This window comes from Rhodococcus sp. SB1D (assembly GCF_048573875.1).
Lineage (GTDB): Bacteria > Actinomycetota > Actinomycetes > Mycobacteriales > Mycobacteriaceae > Rhodococcus_F > Rhodococcus_F qingshengii.
In genome coordinates, this window is record NZ_JBMAIQ010000001.1 from 196,542 (window position 1) to 211,841 (window position 15,300).

16 protein-coding genes are annotated in these 15,300 nt (G+C 62.8%); 12 read left to right on the forward strand and 4 right to left on the reverse strand.

Going from position 1 to position 15,300, the window contains the following annotated elements:
- Positions 1 to 144: 144 nt before the first annotated feature.
- Both ACN50D_RS00915 and ACN50D_RS00920 read left to right on the forward strand, forming a co-directional pair.
- Positions 145 to 1,842 carry an MFS transporter gene (locus tag ACN50D_RS00915; RefSeq protein ID WP_042922151.1) on the forward strand — a complete coding sequence of 566 codons (1,698 nt, stop codon included), beginning with the start codon at positions 145 to 147 and terminating at the stop codon, positions 1,840 to 1,842.
- A gap of 61 nt (positions 1,843 to 1,903) precedes the next feature.
- Positions 1,904 to 3,214: an HNH endonuclease signature motif containing protein gene (locus ACN50D_RS00920; RefSeq protein ID WP_208689663.1), complete on the forward strand. Its 1,311-nt coding sequence runs from the start codon at positions 1,904 to 1,906 to the stop codon at positions 3,212 to 3,214.
- A 124-nt stretch (positions 3,215 to 3,338) separates the two neighbouring features.
- On the opposite strand, the gene ACN50D_RS00925 is transcribed toward ACN50D_RS00920, so the two are convergent.
- Genes ACN50D_RS00925 through ACN50D_RS00935 form a run of 3 tightly spaced genes read right to left on the reverse strand, consistent with a single transcriptional unit; the run spans position 3,339 to position 5,975 of the window.
- Positions 3,339 to 3,980: a Maf family protein gene (locus ACN50D_RS00925; RefSeq protein ID WP_007731146.1), complete on the reverse strand. Its 642-nt coding sequence runs from the start codon at positions 3,978 to 3,980 to the stop codon at positions 3,339 to 3,341.
- 16 nt (positions 3,981 to 3,996) lie between these two features.
- Positions 3,997 to 4,338, reverse strand: a complete 342-nt coding sequence (locus ACN50D_RS00930; RefSeq protein WP_007731147.1) for an acyl-CoA carboxylase subunit epsilon — start codon at positions 4,336 to 4,338, stop codon at positions 3,997 to 3,999.
- On the reverse strand, positions 4,335 to 5,975 hold the full coding sequence (locus tag ACN50D_RS00935; protein WP_003940853.1) for an acyl-CoA carboxylase subunit beta: 1,641 nt from the start codon (positions 5,973 to 5,975) through the stop codon (positions 4,335 to 4,337). Before ACN50D_RS00935 ends, ACN50D_RS00930 begins: the two co-directional genes overlap by 4 nt.
- 115 nt (positions 5,976 to 6,090) lie before the next feature.
- Here ACN50D_RS00935 and ACN50D_RS00940 point away from each other — a divergent pair, with 115 nt between their 5' ends.
- The 5 genes from ACN50D_RS00940 (at position 6,091) to ACN50D_RS00960 (ending at position 10,363) form a co-directional block, all read left to right on the forward strand.
- Positions 6,091 to 6,945, forward strand: coding sequence for a biotin--[acetyl-CoA-carboxylase] ligase (locus ACN50D_RS00940; RefSeq protein WP_003940755.1), 855 nt, complete (start codon positions 6,091 to 6,093; stop codon positions 6,943 to 6,945).
- 118 nt (positions 6,946 to 7,063) lie between these two features.
- Positions 7,064 to 7,639: an HdeD family acid-resistance protein gene (locus tag ACN50D_RS00945; RefSeq protein WP_211920463.1), complete on the forward strand. Its 576-nt coding sequence runs from the start codon at positions 7,064 to 7,066 to the stop codon at positions 7,637 to 7,639.
- Between the two features lie 90 nt (positions 7,640 to 7,729).
- Complete coding sequence (locus tag ACN50D_RS00950) at positions 7,730 to 8,296, forward strand: PH domain-containing protein (protein ID WP_003941034.1); 567 nt, start codon at positions 7,730 to 7,732, stop codon at positions 8,294 to 8,296.
- A gap of 37 nt (positions 8,297 to 8,333) precedes the next feature.
- Positions 8,334 to 9,014 carry a response regulator transcription factor gene (locus ACN50D_RS00955; RefSeq protein ID WP_003940916.1) on the forward strand — a complete coding sequence of 227 codons (681 nt, stop codon included), beginning with the start codon at positions 8,334 to 8,336 and terminating at the stop codon, positions 9,012 to 9,014.
- Between the two features lie 26 nt (positions 9,015 to 9,040).
- The gene (locus tag ACN50D_RS00960) at positions 9,041 to 10,363 is read left to right on the forward strand and encodes a sensor histidine kinase (RefSeq protein ID WP_211920461.1); all 1,323 of its coding nucleotides are present in this window, start codon (positions 9,041 to 9,043) and stop codon (positions 10,361 to 10,363) included.
- 25 nt (positions 10,364 to 10,388) lie between these two features.
- Here the strand turns inward: ACN50D_RS00960 and ACN50D_RS00965 are convergent, their stop codons facing one another.
- A complete protein-coding gene (locus tag ACN50D_RS00965) occupies positions 10,389 to 11,006 on the reverse strand; it encodes a GtrA family protein (protein ID WP_211920459.1) in 618 nt (205 codons plus the stop codon).
- Between the two features lie 191 nt (positions 11,007 to 11,197).
- Here ACN50D_RS00965 and ACN50D_RS00970 point away from each other — a divergent pair, with 191 nt between their 5' ends.
- The 5 genes from ACN50D_RS00970 to ACN50D_RS00990 are packed head-to-tail and all read left to right on the forward strand — an operon-like array spanning position 11,198 to position 15,229.
- Complete coding sequence (locus ACN50D_RS00970; protein ID WP_249342750.1) at positions 11,198 to 12,397, forward strand: 5-(carboxyamino)imidazole ribonucleotide synthase; 1,200 nt, start codon at positions 11,198 to 11,200, stop codon at positions 12,395 to 12,397.
- Entirely contained in the window at positions 12,381 to 12,893 is a 513-nt protein-coding gene (gene purE / locus ACN50D_RS00975; RefSeq protein WP_039973205.1) for a 5-(carboxyamino)imidazole ribonucleotide mutase, read from the forward strand. The genes ACN50D_RS00970 and purE overlap by 17 nt, the downstream gene beginning before the upstream one ends.
- A gap of 7 nt (positions 12,894 to 12,900) precedes the next feature.
- Positions 12,901 to 13,278, forward strand: coding sequence for a hypothetical protein (locus tag ACN50D_RS00980; RefSeq protein ID WP_042922156.1), 378 nt, complete (start codon positions 12,901 to 12,903; stop codon positions 13,276 to 13,278).
- Between the two features lie 35 nt (positions 13,279 to 13,313).
- Complete coding sequence (locus ACN50D_RS00985; protein WP_030535022.1) at positions 13,314 to 14,501, forward strand: sensor histidine kinase; 1,188 nt, start codon at positions 13,314 to 13,316, stop codon at positions 14,499 to 14,501.
- A 35-nt stretch (positions 14,502 to 14,536) separates the two neighbouring features.
- Complete coding sequence (locus ACN50D_RS00990; protein ID WP_003940960.1) at positions 14,537 to 15,229, forward strand: response regulator; 693 nt, start codon at positions 14,537 to 14,539, stop codon at positions 15,227 to 15,229.
- Positions 15,230 to 15,300 lie beyond the last annotated feature (71 nt).

The following is a 15,300-nucleotide window of genomic DNA, read 5'->3' on the forward strand; positions in this document are numbered from 1 at the left end:
GAACTCCTGCGTGTGTCGTCGAGAAGCCTGCTCTGAAAATGGGCAGACGACGAACTATCCCATCTGGGGGACTGAATTGTCCGAAATACTACAATCTAAACAAGAACAGGTTCTAGAAGCGTTGTGTTCGATTAGGATCATTCGGTGCTTCCGGACCCTTTAGGTGACGCTGTCGGCGCCGACCACAAGGGCGGGCGGCGAGCTGGTTCTCTGACGCCCTGGCTCGGGTTGGCGACGAGTCTGGCGGCGGCATTCATGCAATTGCTCGACGCGACCATCGTCAACGTTGCGCTTCCGAGTATCGCCGTCGATCTTCAAGCAGGCGTATCGGCGCAGTTGCTCATGGTCAGCGTGTACATCCTGGCTTTCGCGTGTTCGTTGATCACTGCAGCGCGGCTGGGGGACCTGTTCGGCCGTAGAGTTGTTTTTCTGACCGCCTTGTCCGTATTCGTGGTTGCCTCGTTGCTGTGCGGGCTCGCGCAGAGCGCGACGATGTTGATCGTCTTCCGGGGTCTGCAAGGATTGGCGGCCGGTTCGATGTCCGCCCAGACGTTCGCCATCATCTCGGGTCTGTTTCCGAAGGCCAGGCATCCGCGAGTCTTCGGGATCTACGGTGCGACCATCGGGCTCGCAACGGTCAGTGGGCCTCTGATCGGCGGGCTGCTGATCGAGTGGAATCTGTTCGACTGGGGCTGGCGCCTGATCTTCTTCGTCAACATCCCGATCGGCATCGCCGCCTTGATTCTCGGATATTTCCATCTCGTCGATGCTCGCGCTGAGCATGTACGCTCACTGGACCTCATCGGCGCCGCACTGTCATCACTGGCGCTGTTCCTGCTGATCCTTCCCCTGGCCGAGGGAAGGGCGCGCGGATGGCCCACAGGTCTTGTCGTAATGCTCGCGATGTCGGCGCCGGTGGCAGTGGCGTTTGTGCTCTACGAATCGCGTTTGGCGAAACGAGGCGGCGATCCGGTCCTTCGTCTCGAGCTTTTCCGCGACCGAGCCTTCACAATCGGCGCGGTTCTTGCGTTCGTTTTCTTCGGAACCCTGACTTCCTTGATCTTCACCATCAGTCTCACCCTTCAGTTCGGCTTCGGGTTCTCCGCATTGCGAGCGGGCGTCATGACGCTGCCGTGGGCCGTCGGAATGGGCGTGGCGGCGGTTCTCTCATCGGCGGTGTACCGGATGCTCGGAAACCGTGTTCTGATCCTGGGGATGGTCGTCTTTGCCGGCTCGCTGATCGCGCTGTCGATCATCCTCGAACGCGAAGGAACCGATCCACGCTGGCTCGCGCTCGCCGGTCCGCTGCTTCTCGGTGGCGCAGGTCTCGGACTGTTCGTGGCACCACTGCAAACCGCGATCCTTGCGACGGTCGAACCCGCGCACGCGGGTTCGGTGTCGGGACTGCTTCCTACCGTTCAGCAGGTTGGCAGCTCCATCGGACTGGCCTTGATCGGAGTGGTGTTCTTCTCGCTCGTCGCGGGGCAAGCTCCGCAAGCAGTGCAGGGGGAGCGACCCGAGTACGTTGCGAACCTTGAAGCTGCCGGCGTTGGTCCCGGCCTGATCGACATCGCCGAAAAGGCCTTTGTCGATTGCGCGACAAGCCAATTGGCATCCGGAACACCGATGGAGGTGGCGCCGGAATGTCGCAGGGACGGCTCCGCCGGTGCCGGGGGTCAATCCGTTCAGGTGGCAGTTGATGCCGCGTACGCATCGACTCGCGCGGCGGCCGGCGAAGCATTTCTCGAAGCGCAGCGCCGTGTGCTCGCGATCATCGCAGCAATTGCGCTCGGTATCGGATTGGCGTCGACTGCTCTGCCGCGGGTCAATTCGCCGGTCTGAAAATTGCCCTTGACTCGAACAGGTGTTCGAGTACTCTGTGTGCAGGGGATCGGGGGATTCAATGAGTGTCTTGTTGTCGGACGTGGTGTCGGGTTCTGCGGTGGGGTTACGCGGACGGTTGTGGCAGTTGTCTGCTGCGGAGTTGCGTGCTGCTGCTGTCGAGGCGAGTGCGGAGATTCTGCGCCTGGAAGCCGTTCGAGTGGCGGTGGTGGACGAGTTGTCGTTGCGCCCGGATGATCAGGTGATTGCGAGCCGCGGGGTGGGTGCGTGGTTGGCGGCTAACACGATGCTGCAGGTTCGGGACGGGAAGAAGATCGCCGCGTTGGGTGCGGCTTTGCGGCCGTTTCCGGCGGTGGCGGCTCGGTTCGATGGCGGGGATTGCTCGTTCGAGCATGCCGTGTTGATCGTGGCGTTCTGTGAATCACCACCGAAGGGGATGCCGGAGGAGGCGCTCCCTCGTTGTATCGACCTACTGCTTGCGGCTGCGTCGGGTGTGGAGGCGACGACGACGAAGGTGCGGAACGTGATCGCGACGTTGGAGCGGTTGTTCGAGTCGGATGAGATTCCGCCCGCTGAAGATGTCGATCTCAATGAGTTGCGGATCGCGTCGACGCTCAATGGTCGGGTGGTGGTGCGTGGGGATTTCGATGCCCTCACCGGGGAAATGTTGCTGTCGGCGTTGTCGAATCTGACGATGCCGACCCCGGCACCGGACGGGACTCCCGATGCTCGGTCGGCGGCGAAGCGGACTGCGGATGGGTTCACCGAACTGATCCGGCGTTATCTCGATTGCGCCAAGACCGGTACCGATGGTGGTCAGCGTCCGCATGTGAACGTGCACATCAATGCTCGTGATTTGGCTGAGCATCGGGATTGTGCCGCACAGTCTTCGGATTCGGGCGATGACGGCTCACTGGAGCTGTCCGATCTTGATGTCGGGCACATGCCCTGGCTGGGACCGCTGTCGGTGTCGCAGACCAGGCTTCTCGGGTGTGATTGTTTCCTCTCCACCGTCCTGCTCGACGATCACGGCGCGCCGCTCGATGCGAAACCAGGGAAGAGGTTGGTCACCGCCGAACAGCGAGTGGCGTTGATTGCCCGAGACAGAGGCTGTGCGTTCCCGGGCTGCACATGTGTACCGGCGTGGACCGATGCGCACCATATCCGGCACTGGGCCAACGGTGGCCCGACGGTGATGAACAACCTGGTCCTGCTGTGCCGTTCACACCACCGACTGATGCACCGAAAATCAGGGTTCGTCGGGAAATGGGATATCCGTATCGGTGTCGACAACAAACCGTGGTTCATTCCGCCGCCCTCGATCGACCCGCAGCAGCAACCGAGGCCGGCGAACACCACCTTCAAAACCTGAAAGGTCAAACCTTTTCGGTGACAACAAAAACGACCAGCTTCGCATCGGCATGGACCCGATGCGGGGCTGGTCAGTGGTGCTTGGAGAAAACGTGCTTGGAGAAAACGTGCTTGGAGAAAACGCGTCAGAAGATGCTCTGCGTGCGCCAGAGATCCGAGACGGAAACCCCGACACGCTCGAGAAGTGTTCGTACCAAAGGTAATCCGATACCGATGACACTCGAGGGATCACCCTCGATCCTCTCCACGAACCAGCCGCCGAGACTGTCGAGCGTGAATGCTCCGGCGACTTGGAGCGGCTCGCCCGTTGCCAGGTATGCCTCGAGATCCTCGGTGGACGGTTGCGCGAAATGAACCACTGTTGCGCTGTGATCCGAGGCCATGCGGACGATGCGGCCGTCGGCGACGCGTAGGACACAGTGCCCGGTCAAGAGAGTGGCGCTGCGTCCGGCCATTGCGGCCCATCGCTTTCGGGCGATATCGACGCTGCCCGGCTTGCCTTGAAGTTGCCCGTCGATCAGGAGCATCGAATCGCACCCGACAACGACTACGTCGGTGAGATTGTCGGCGGCGAGGCCGGGGACGATTTCGGCGGCCTTGGCCTCCGCCAGCACCGTCACGACTTTTTCGGGGGCGGCGTCGGGGCCGAGGTTGTCGGCGATCTTGTCCTCGTCGACACCGGAGACACGCACAAGCGGCGAAACCCCGGCCGCCCGCAGAACTGCGAGGCGAGCCGGGGACGCTGAAGCTAGAACCAGTTGAGTCACGTCAGCAGAGTGATCGTCAGCTGCGACGGATCGCGGGGTTCAGGTACGCGTACGGCGAGAACGGCGCACGCGTGCGGTGGAACTGAGTCGGATCGCCCCAGGTCTCCGCGGGAACGTTCGACTCGGGAGCTTGACCGCTGCCGGCAGCCGCAGCAAGCACGCTGACCAGTGCCGCGATCTCGACGTCCGTGGGCGAACCCTTGACGATCTTGATGACCGACGCGTCGGAGGTCGACGTCTCGGTCAGCTCCGTGAGCGAAGCATCCGTCGCGGTTCCCTCGACGACCGCACCGTTGGTCGGTGCGGTCTCCGCCAGTGCGACATCTTCGCTGAGAATGTCCTCGGTGGTTGCGGTCATAGGGGAATGTTCCCATGCTTCTTGGGCGGAAGGGAAACGGCCTTGCGCTCTAGCAGTCGCAATGCGGAAACGATTTGTCCGCGGGTGTGCGACGGAGGAATGACAGCGTCGACGTATCCGCGCTCAGCGGCGACGTACGGGTTGACGAGTGTGTCCTCGTACTCGTTCTGCAGCTTGAGGCGCAGTGCATCGACGTCTTCGCCGTTCTTCGCGGCTTCGAGAAGCTGCTTGCGGTAGACGAATCCGACAGCTCCGGATGCACCCATGACGGCGATCTGAGCGGTCGGCCATGCCAGGTTCACGTCGGCGCCCATGTGCTTGGAGCCCATGACGTCGTACGCTCCGCCGTAAGCCTTGCGGGTGATGACCGTGATCTTGCCGACCGTTGCTTCTCCGTATGCGTAGAGGAGTTTCGCGCCGCGGCGGATGATGCCGTTGTATTCCTGCTCGGTTCCGGGGAGGAAGCCGGGAACGTCGACGAGCGTGATGATCGGGACGTTGAACGCGTCGCAGGTACGCACGAAGCGAGCGGCCTTCTCCGAGGCGTCGATGTCGAGGCAGCCCGCGAACTGGGTGGGCTGGTTGGCGACGATGCCGACCGAGCGTCCGTCGACGCGACCGAAACCGACGATGATGTTCATCGCGCGCTCGGCCTGGACCTCGAGGAACTCGTCGTCGTCGAGGATGCGACGAATGACCTCGTGCATGTCGTACGGCTGGTTGGCCGAGTCCGGGATGAGGGTGTCGAGTTCGATGTCCTCAGCGGTCAGGCTGTCTTCGATCGAACCGACGATGGGGTCGGTGATCTCGCCGCGGGGAGCTGCTGCCTGGTTGTTGGACGGCAGGTAGCTGAGCAGGTCCTTGACGTAGTCGAGTGCGTCCTGCTCGCCGGAAGCGACGTAGTGGGCGACTCCGGACTTGACCATGTGGGTGCGAGCACCACCGAGGTCTTCCATCGTGACGTCTTCACCGGTGACTGTCTTGATGACGTCGGGGCCGGTGACGAACATCTGGGAAGTCTCGTCGACCATCACGACGAAGTCGGTCAGTGCGGGGGAGTAGACGTGGCCGCCGGCGGCGGGTCCCATGATCAGTGAGATCTGGGGGATGACACCCGAGGCCTGGACGTTGCGGTGGAAGATCTCGCCGTAGAGGCCGAGCGAGACGACGCCTTCCTGAATGCGCGCGCCTGCACCTTCGTTGATGCCGACGAGGGGCCGTCCGGTGCGGATCGCGAGGTCCATGACCTTGACGATCTTCTCACCGTAGATTTCGCCGAGCGATCCGCCGAAAACGGTGGCGTCCTGTGAGAAGACACAGACGTCGCGGCCGTCGATGGTGCCGTAACCGGTGACGACGCCGTCGCCGACCGGGCGGTTGTCAGCGAGACCGAAGTTCACACTTCGGTGCCGTGCCAGTGCGTCGAGTTCGACGAAGGAGCCCTCGTCGAGGAGGGCGGTGATGCGCTCGCGGGCGGTCAGCTTGCCTTTGGCGTGCACCTTGTCGATGGCGGCTTCGCCGCTCGGTGCCTGCGCCTGGGCTTGGCGATTCCGCAGGTCCGCGAGCTTTCCCGCGGTCGTGTGGATATCGGGTGCGGCCGCCGCCTCCGGCGCGTTCGGCTCTTGGACAGTGGTCATGGACGTGAGCTTAACGAGAGTGCGTGGGGGGCTTCGAAGGCAGGTCCGATTGTCGCTGTCTTGCAGGCTCAAACTACTGACCAGTACATTCTCGCCGTCGTCATAGGCTGGGGCTATGTGGACCGACTTGAACCGACCGCCCCTCGACGGCAATGCCCTACGACGCGCACTCGTGCGCAGTGACAACGACGACGCGCGCGTTTTCTGGAACCGCCTCGACGTTGTCGAGGAGACCGGTTCGACGAACGCGGATCTCCTTGCGCGAGCGGCAGATCCGGATGCCGACCGTCACGTTCTGATCGCCGAATATCAGGCGAGTGCCCGTGGCCGTCATTCGCGCACGTGGGTGAGCCCGCCGCAAGCGCAGATCTCGATGTCGGTTCTGCTGTCGATGCCCGGAATGAATCTCGCGGACATGGGTTGGCTCCCGCTACTGTCGGGAATCGCGGTCGTCGACGCGCTGCGCAACGTGGCCGAAGTGCCCGCAGAACTCAAGTGGCCGAACGACGTTCTCATCGGTGACAAGAAGGTCGCCGGCATTCTGGCCGAGGTGGCGAGGACGGCGCCCGATCCCGCGGTGGTGGTGGGGATCGGGCTGAACGTGAGCCTCGGCGTCGAGGAGCTGCCCGTCCCGACCGCTACGTCACTGCTGATCGAAGAAGCATCGACTGTCGACCGCGACACTCTCGTTCGCGCAATCGCCCGTGAATTGGCGACGCAATTCCGTGCTTGGGAATCGTCGAAATGGGATACATCTGTGTTGGCTGCCGAATACCGGCAGCGCTGCGGGACGCTGGGCAAACGAGTCCGCGCGGTCTTGCCGGGCGACAAGGAGGTGTTCGGTATCGCGACCGACGTCGACACTTCCGGACGCGTCGTCATCGAAATCGAGGGAACAGATGGGGAGACCTTTGCGGTCGCAGCGGGTGATATCACGCACCTTCGCGCCGCCCCGGTCACCGAATCGTGAACGTTGCCGGATTTTCTGGCACCAAAGTGCTAATTTTTGGCCCGGACCGGTTTTCGAACCAACCGTCCGTCCTTCATTACACTCAACTGCGGGATTTACCGAGCTGCCTAGGGGCGTCATGACCACACCGATCGTTGTTTCGACCGAAGCCGAGACGGCCGAGAGCGCTCGCCGCGTACTCACCGGCGTGACGGTGCTGCTCGGTGTCCTCACATTGGGCCTGGGTATCGCGGTACTCGCGTGGCCGGATGCCACGCTGTTCGTGGTCGCGGTTGTCATTGCGATCCAGTTGTTCGGATTCGGAATCGTTCAGATCATCCGTTCGTTCGCGGACGTGACGGCTTCGGGTGGAACTCGCACGCTCGTCGCGATCTCCGGCGCGTTGGCAGTGCTCCTCGGATTCCTGGTTCTCCGTAGCCCTTTGCAGACGGTGGTTCTGATCGCGTTGGTGATCGGTGCCTGGTGGGTATTCCGTGGCGTTCTCGATCTGGTCGACGCGGCGTCCGGGCACACCGTCGATCGCGGTCTGTCGATCGTGCTCGGAGTCATCAGCATCGTCGCGGGTGCAATCGTCCTTCTGCAGCCCGAACTCTCGCTCGACGTCTTCCGCATCGTGGTCGGCGTGTGGATGGTGCTGTACGGCATCATCATCGTCGTGACCCCGTTGGTGCTGCGAAAGCTCGCGCAGCCCTGAGCGTTGCCCTGAAGGCGGGTGTGCCTGAAAGTCGGTGTGCCTGAAAGTCGGTATGCCTGAAAGTCGGTGCGGGGTGGCAGACTTCCCGTCATGGGATATCCCGAAGACGCCCTCGCTCAGGACGAGGAACTGATACTGCATCGCCATCCTCATTGGAAGATGTTGGTGCTTCCGGCGCTGACGTTCGTACTTGCGACGGCCGTCGCCGGGTTCTTGCTGGGCCTCGCACAGACGAGATTGGACGGCACGGCTCGCACCGTGTCGTCCATTGCCGTCGGAATCATCTGGCTCGGTGTCGTGGCCTGGCGATCGGTTGCGCCGTTCACGGTCTGGAAGTTCACGCATTTCATCGTCACCGATCGGCGAGTGCTCATCCGCCACGGAGTGCTCACGCACACGGGTATCGACATTCCCATGGGACGGATCAGCAATGTTCAGTTCCGTCACGGCCTGATTGATCGAATGCTCAAGACCGGAACTCTGGTCATCGCATCTGCCAGTGACGATCCGCTCGAGTTCGACGACATTCCTGACGTCGAGCACGTTCACGCCCTGCTGTATCACCAGGTTTTCGATTCCATGCAGCAGCCACCATCGCAGGCACCGCAGTGGCCGTCAGGTGAAAACGACGACCCGAATGATCGAAATGGCTGGTAATCAACGTGCAAAGGCGTGTTGTCCGTAGTCTGTTCGTGTGACTGCCGTATTGCTAGCCGAAGACGACGAGGCCATTGCTGCACCCCTTTCCCGCGCCTTGGGGCGTGAAGGGTATTCGGTGACGGTCGAACCGACCGGACCCGCTGCGTTGCAGCAGGCGCTCGAAGGTGATTTCGACCTGTTGATTCTCGATCTCGGCCTTCCGGGCATGGACGGCCTCGAGGTCTGCCGACAGATTCGTGCGCATCGCACCTCGCTCGCCGTGCTGATGTTGACCGCCAGGACCGACGAAGTCGACTTCGTGGTCGGGTTGGACGCGGGCGCCGACGACTACGTCAGCAAGCCGTTTCGTCTCGCCGAGTTGATGGCACGTGTGCGAGCACTCCTGCGTCGCCACGGTGGCCGCGAGGACACGATCGTCGAGGTCGGTGGCATCAGGCTCGAGCCCGCGGCACGACGCGTACTCGTCAACGGCTCCGAAATCGCCTTGGCCAACAAGGAATACGAGCTTCTGCGGGTCCTCCTCGAGCACGCCGGGGAAGTGGTCTCGCGCGATACGATCCTTCGTGAGGTGTGGGGCGACGTCGAGCTTCGTGGATCGAAGACGCTCGACATGCACATGTCGTGGCTGCGCCGCAAGATCGGCGACGAGGGCCCCGCCGTGGAACGCAGGATTGCCACCGTCCGCGGTGTCGGTTTCCGAATCAACACCGACTAACTTCTCGAGAATCAGGAACTGCCGGCATGCGGCGTCGCATATTGCAGTCGATTCTCGCTGTCGTGATCATGACGGCGTTGCTGCTGGGGGTTCCGCTGATCTACACGGCGTGGCTCTGGGTGGAGGACGTGACGCGAAGTGATCTCCGGGTGCGCCTCGACCGGATGGCCGCTGAGGTCATCGCGCAAGAGGGGACGAACGGACTCGTCGAAGGTGCGTTGAACACCGATTCGCTCAAGGTTCTCACCCCGAACGACGGGCGCCTCGTCGTCGTGTATCCGACCGTCGTCGACGGCGCCGCACGCGTCGACGTCGGTGAGGCGACGGTCAAGAACGCACTCGTCGAATCGCTCGCGATGGGAACGTCCGGCTCGTTGCGTCTCGAGGTGCCGTCGGAGAACCTGCGCACCCAGCAGAAGCAGGCGGTGATGGCTGTCGGCGTGCTCGTGCTTCTGTCCATCACGGCAGGCACCGTGGTTGCTGTGGTCACTGCGCGTCGGCTTGCCGATCCGCTGCAGGATGTGGCCGACCGGGCGGCGCGCCTCGCCGAAGGCGACTTCCGGCCGGATCCTCGTCGGCACGACATCCCCGAACTCGACCGCGTGTCCGACGTCCTCGATGCGGCAACCGTGGAGATTTCGGTGCGGCTGCAACGAGAGCGCGCGCTGGTTGCGGACGTCTCGCATCAACTGCGCAGTCGACTGACTGCAGTGCGGCTGCGCCTGGACGAGTTGTCCGTTCACGAAGATCCTGACGTCGTGAACGAGGCCGAGGAAGCCATGGCGCAAGTGGACAGGCTCACCGACGGAATCGACGACCTGATTCGCTCGTCGCGCACAAGTGGGTCATCGGCGAGTCTGGTGTCGGTAGTCGGCGAGCTGGAACAGGTGACTCGCGACTGGCAGGCTCAGTTCGACGGAGAGGGACGCAGGCTGCGCCTACGCGGCGATCGCACGGTGATGGCTGCGACCACAGGTTCGCGTCTGCGTGAAGCTGTTTCCGTTCTGGTCGACAATTCGTTCGAACACGGTGAAGGCACGTGCACGGTGTCTGTGCGATTGATCGACGGTACGGGTCGCAGTTCGTCTCGCCGTGACTCGATGGTGTGCGTCGAGGTCACCGACGAAGGCTCCGGTGTGGAGAACGATCTGGCGCCGCACATCTTCGACAGAGGATTTTCGGGGGCGGGGTCCACCGGCGTCGGGTTGGCGCTCGCACGTGCACTGATCGAAGCCGACGGGGGCCGCCTGGAACTGCAGAGGCGTAAGCCTGCCTTGTTCGCCGTCTTCCTGCCGGTGGCCAACACGGCGCCGACCGCGGCCGTCGTTCCGCACCGCGAACCGCGCTGACCGAAAGGCCGCGCAGACGGAAAACTCAGGAGTGCCCGAGCTCCTCTTCGGCGTCAGGAATTACCGGCTCAGGCGCTGTGGTTTCGGATAACGCTGTGGTTCCGGATAACGCTGTGGTTTCGGGCAACCCTGTGGTGTCGGACAGTTCGAGCGGTTCCGGATTCTCGTCGGGAAACACGAACTTGCGGAAGGCCCAGAATCGGAACGCCATCTGCAGCAGGTTGCCGATGACATATGCACTGATGAAGTCGGCGATGTTCTCCGTCGCCAGGCTGACTTCGGGTGCGCGCAGGTTGAAGACGTAACTGGAGATGTACAGCGGGATGAAGCTGATGACGACACCGATGGCGCTGATGATGAAGAACAGCGCAGCTTCGTGCGCTGGTTCACGGCCACCACGGTTCTTGAACGACCACTCGCGGTTGAGAATGTACGACGCGATCACCGCGACGACGCCGGCGATGATCTTGGCCGTGATCGGCTTGGATTCGAGGATCGACAGCTTGAGTGTGTAGAAGATGCCCGAGTCGATGAGGAAGGTCGTTCCGCCGACGATCGCGAATTTGATCAGCTCGCTGTGACGCAGAGCGATGTCACGAAACGGTTGGGGTATGCGGGCAATGACCCCGTCGACAAATGGCACAACAGACGAGTTTACGAAACGAAACCGCGTTACCACCAATTTGCCGCGGATTCATCAGCAGAATCACAGATTGGGAACGCTGAATGAACGGGCGAACGCGGCACATGACAACATAGAGAGCCGTGACCGGCAACAACGATCCCGCGCAGATCCCCGCCCGCCCGACCACCCCTCGACCGGCAAAAGCATCCATGCCCGTCGTCACCATGATCGGTGGCGGACAGTTGGCCAGGATGACTCACCAGGCGGCGGTGGCCCTGGGCCAGACGCTCCGAGTGCTCTCCGGGACTTCGGACGAGCCGGCAGCTCAGGTCAGCCCCGACGTCGTGCTCGGCAGCCACACCGACCTCGACGCTCTTCGACGCGCAGCGGTCGGTTCCAACGCGTTGACGTTCGACCACGAGCACGTGCCCACGGAGCATCTCGAGGTTCTTGTCGCCGAAGGCGTGAATGTTCAGCCGCCGCCGCAGGCTCTGATCTTCGCTCAGGACAAACTGCTGATGCGTCGCAAACTTGCCGAACTGGGCGCGCCCGTACCTGCGTACGCCGAAGTGACGTGGGCAGAAGACGTCGTGCGTTTCGGTGCCCAACACGGTTGGCCGCTTGTCATCAAGGCAACACGCGGAGGCTACGACGGCCGCGGCGTCTGGATCACCGACGATCAGGACGAAGCAGAGGCCATCGTCACCGAGCAGCTGGACAAGGGTGTTCCGCTGATCGTCGAGGAAATGGTCTCGATGCGTCGGGAACTGTCCGCCATGGTCGCGCGGTCGCCGTTCGGCCAGGGCGCTACGTGGCCGGTCGTAGAGACCGTTCAGCGCAACGGCCAGTGCGCCGTCGTGATCGCACCTGCTCCCGCCCTTTCGAGCGCCGTTGCCGAGGAAGCCGAACAATTGGCGTTGCGCATCGCGTCCGAGCTCGGTGTTGTCGGCTCGATGGCCGTGGAACTCTTCGAGACGACTGACGGCACTCTCGTGGTCAACGAGCTGGCCATGCGCCCGCACAACTCTGGTCACTGGACGATGGACGGCGCATGCACCTCTCAGTTCGAACAGCATCTGCGTGCCGTTCTCGACTACCCGCTCGGCGACACCTCGCCGATCGCACCGGTCACGGTGATGGCAAACGTTCTCGGTGCGCCGGAAGCTCCCGAGATGACGATGGACGAGCGCGTCCATCACCTGTTCGCGCGGATGCCTGACGCGAAGATCCACCTGTACGGCAAGGGTGAGCGCAAGGATCGCAAGATCGGACACGTCAACATCGTGGGCGGCGCCGGATCCATCGACGATCCGAATTACGTTGCCGCAGTTCGGGAACGCGCCGAGCGTGCAGCACATTGGCTTTCGTACGCAGTTTGGACCGACGGATGGGATGTACACGGTGAGTGAGAGCGCGCAGGTCGGCCTGATCATGGGCAGCGATTCGGATTGGCCGACCATGGAAGCTGCAGCCGAAGCTTTGGCCGAGTTCGGTATCCGCTTCGAGGTCGGTGTCGTCTCGGCGCACCGCACGCCTCAGCGGATGCTCGACTACGCCAAGGAAGCTTCCGGCCGCGGAATCAAGGTCATCATCGCCGGTGCCGGTGGCGCCGCGCATCTTCCGGGCATGGTTGCCTCGGCCACGCCGTTGCCCGTCATCGGTGTTCCGGTGCCGCTCAAGTACCTCGACGGTATGGATTCGCTGCTTTCGATCGTCCAGATGCCGGCCGGCGTCCCGGTGGCGACGGTCTCGATCGGTGGCGCTCGCAACGCCGGTCTGTTGGCTGCACGGATCCTCGGCGCATCGGACCCCGCACTGCAGCAGCGGATGGTGGCCTTCCAGGAGAGCCTCGAGTCGATGGTCCTCGACAAGGACAAGGCGCTCCGCGAGAAACTGCTGGGCTGAACCTCTCGTGTGTGCACGACGCGGGCTGCCGCTGATCCGAGCGAGTCGGGGCAGCGCGCAGTCCGCATTCGTCACCCGCATCGCCCTGTTCTACGCCGGGATTCTCCGCGCGGACATCCGCTTCGACGACGAGTCCGGGATCTTCGTCGCTTCCGGGCTGCGCAGCGGGTTCGCCAGAGGGGGAACAACTCTCGGTGGTGTGTATCTCACGCGGCGAAACACGACGCGACCCGTCCTTCGCCACGAGGCAGTCCACGCGGACCAATGGGCCAGGTACGGAATCATATTCGGGTTGTTGTACCTGCGTGAGGAACTGCGTCATCGCGGGCCGCGCAACCGCTTCGAAATCGAGGCCGGTCTCGAAGACGGCGGTTACCGCACCTGAGTGAAAGCTCGTCAGTAAAAGCTACTCTTGGCGGCATGGCTCGTTTTCCGACTAGTGAACGCTTCGTCCGCTGGAGCGCGGAACATGCTCGCGGTGTGGACATCTGCATTGCGACGGTTGCCGCACTGTTCAGCGTTGTCGTTGCGGTCGAGGCGAGTCCGCTGGCGGTGTTCATCTCGCTGGGTATGACCGTTCCGTTGGCGTGGCGACGCTCGCGCCCCGAACTCTCCGGCATGGTGATCGCAGGGTTCGCAGTTCTACACGTGATCTTCATCGGCAACACACTGCTCGCATCGGCCGTTGTCGTCCCCATCTCCCTGTACGCGCTGGCGGCCTATGGCGCTCGGTGGAGTTCGCTCACCGGGCTGGTGCTCGCGTTGCTCGGCTCGATTGCCGGAACTGTTCGATACTTCGGCTACGACGGAATCCCGGTGTCCTCGCAGGTCATGCAGTCCGTGGCCGTCATGATCTTCATGCTCGCGGTCTGGGCGTTCGGTGATTTGCGTCGAGTTCGCACCAAACAATTGGAAGGTCTGACCGAGCGCGCACGGTTGCTCGAACTCGAGCGTGCGCAGGAAGCGGAAATCGCGACGATCAGCGAACGCTCGCGGATTGCGCGCGAGATGCACGACATCGTCGCGCATTCGTTGACCGTTGTCATCGCTCAGGCCGACGGTGGACGCTACAGCGCGGCCAAGGATCCTCAGGCTGCAATTCAGGCACTCGAAACAATTGCCTCCACCGGCCGCCAAGCGTTGACCGACATGCGATCGCTGCTGTCCGTCCTGCGTGAGGACACGCCCCGTGATTTCTCGGTGATCCCGGGCGCCGGCGACATCGACAGTCTCTTCCACGAGTTACGCAGCAGCGGACTCGACATCGCCGTCAGTGTGACCGGGGAACCACGCGAACTCTCTGCGGGTGCGGGGTTGACGGCGTATCGCATCGTGCAGGAATCGCTGACGAACGTTCTCAAACATGCGGGGCCTGGAGCACAGGCGAGCGTCGAGATGACGTGGGCTGAAACCGAACTCGTTCTCGGTATCACCGACGACGGACGAGGCGGCAGCGCCGCGCTGGTCGAATCGTCCCCAGGCGGACAGGGACTGATCGGAATGGCCGAGCGAGCCAAGCTGCACGGAGGCAAAGTGACCGCCGGACCGAAATCAGGCGGCGGATACAGCGTCCGGGCCGTCTTGCCGTACGAACGAACGTCTGGGTAGGTCTTGAAACGTCCGAAGGTCTTAAGGTGAGTGGCATGGACGAACACGTGGCTCCGATCGCAGTGGCACTGATCGACGATCAGCAGCTGGTCCGCGCAGGTTTTCGAATGGTCATCGACTCACAGCCGGATCTGTCGGTGGTTGTCGAGGCTTCGGACGGTCAGCAGGCGTTGACCGAGTTGGCCGCCCGTCATGTCGACGTCGTTCTGATGGATGTCCAGATGCCGAAGATGGACGGCATCGAGGCGACTCGTCGGCTCCTGGCCGACCCCGATGCGCCGAAGGTCGTGGTGCTCACCACCTTCGACAACGACGAGTACGTGATGTCGGCTATCCGGGCGGGCGCCAGTGGTTTCCTGCTCAAGGACGTGCCACCGGAGCAGTTGCTCGACGCCATCCGCACCGTGCACCGCGGGGACGCGGTGATCGAAGCCCGGGCCACTCGGCGACTGCTTCAGCACGTCGGACCGCTCCTGGAAGGCTCGGCGCCCGAAGCGCAGTTGCCCGAAGAGTTGACGCCGCGCGAGGTCGAGGTGCTCGAAGCCATGGCGTACGGGCTGTCGAATTCGGAGATCGCTGCAAAATTCCACGTCTCCGAGACGACAGTGAAAACCCATGTCGGACGGGTTCTTTCGAAGACTCATTCTCGTGATCGTGTACAGGCAGTCGTCTTCGCCTTCCAGATCGGACTTGTCCGGCGCGCAGATCTCCTCGGCACCGAGGGCTGACACGCCGCCCTGTCCAGTCCTACCCCGGGATGACACCGGGCTCTCCAAGATCGCCCCGCACTCCGACGCGG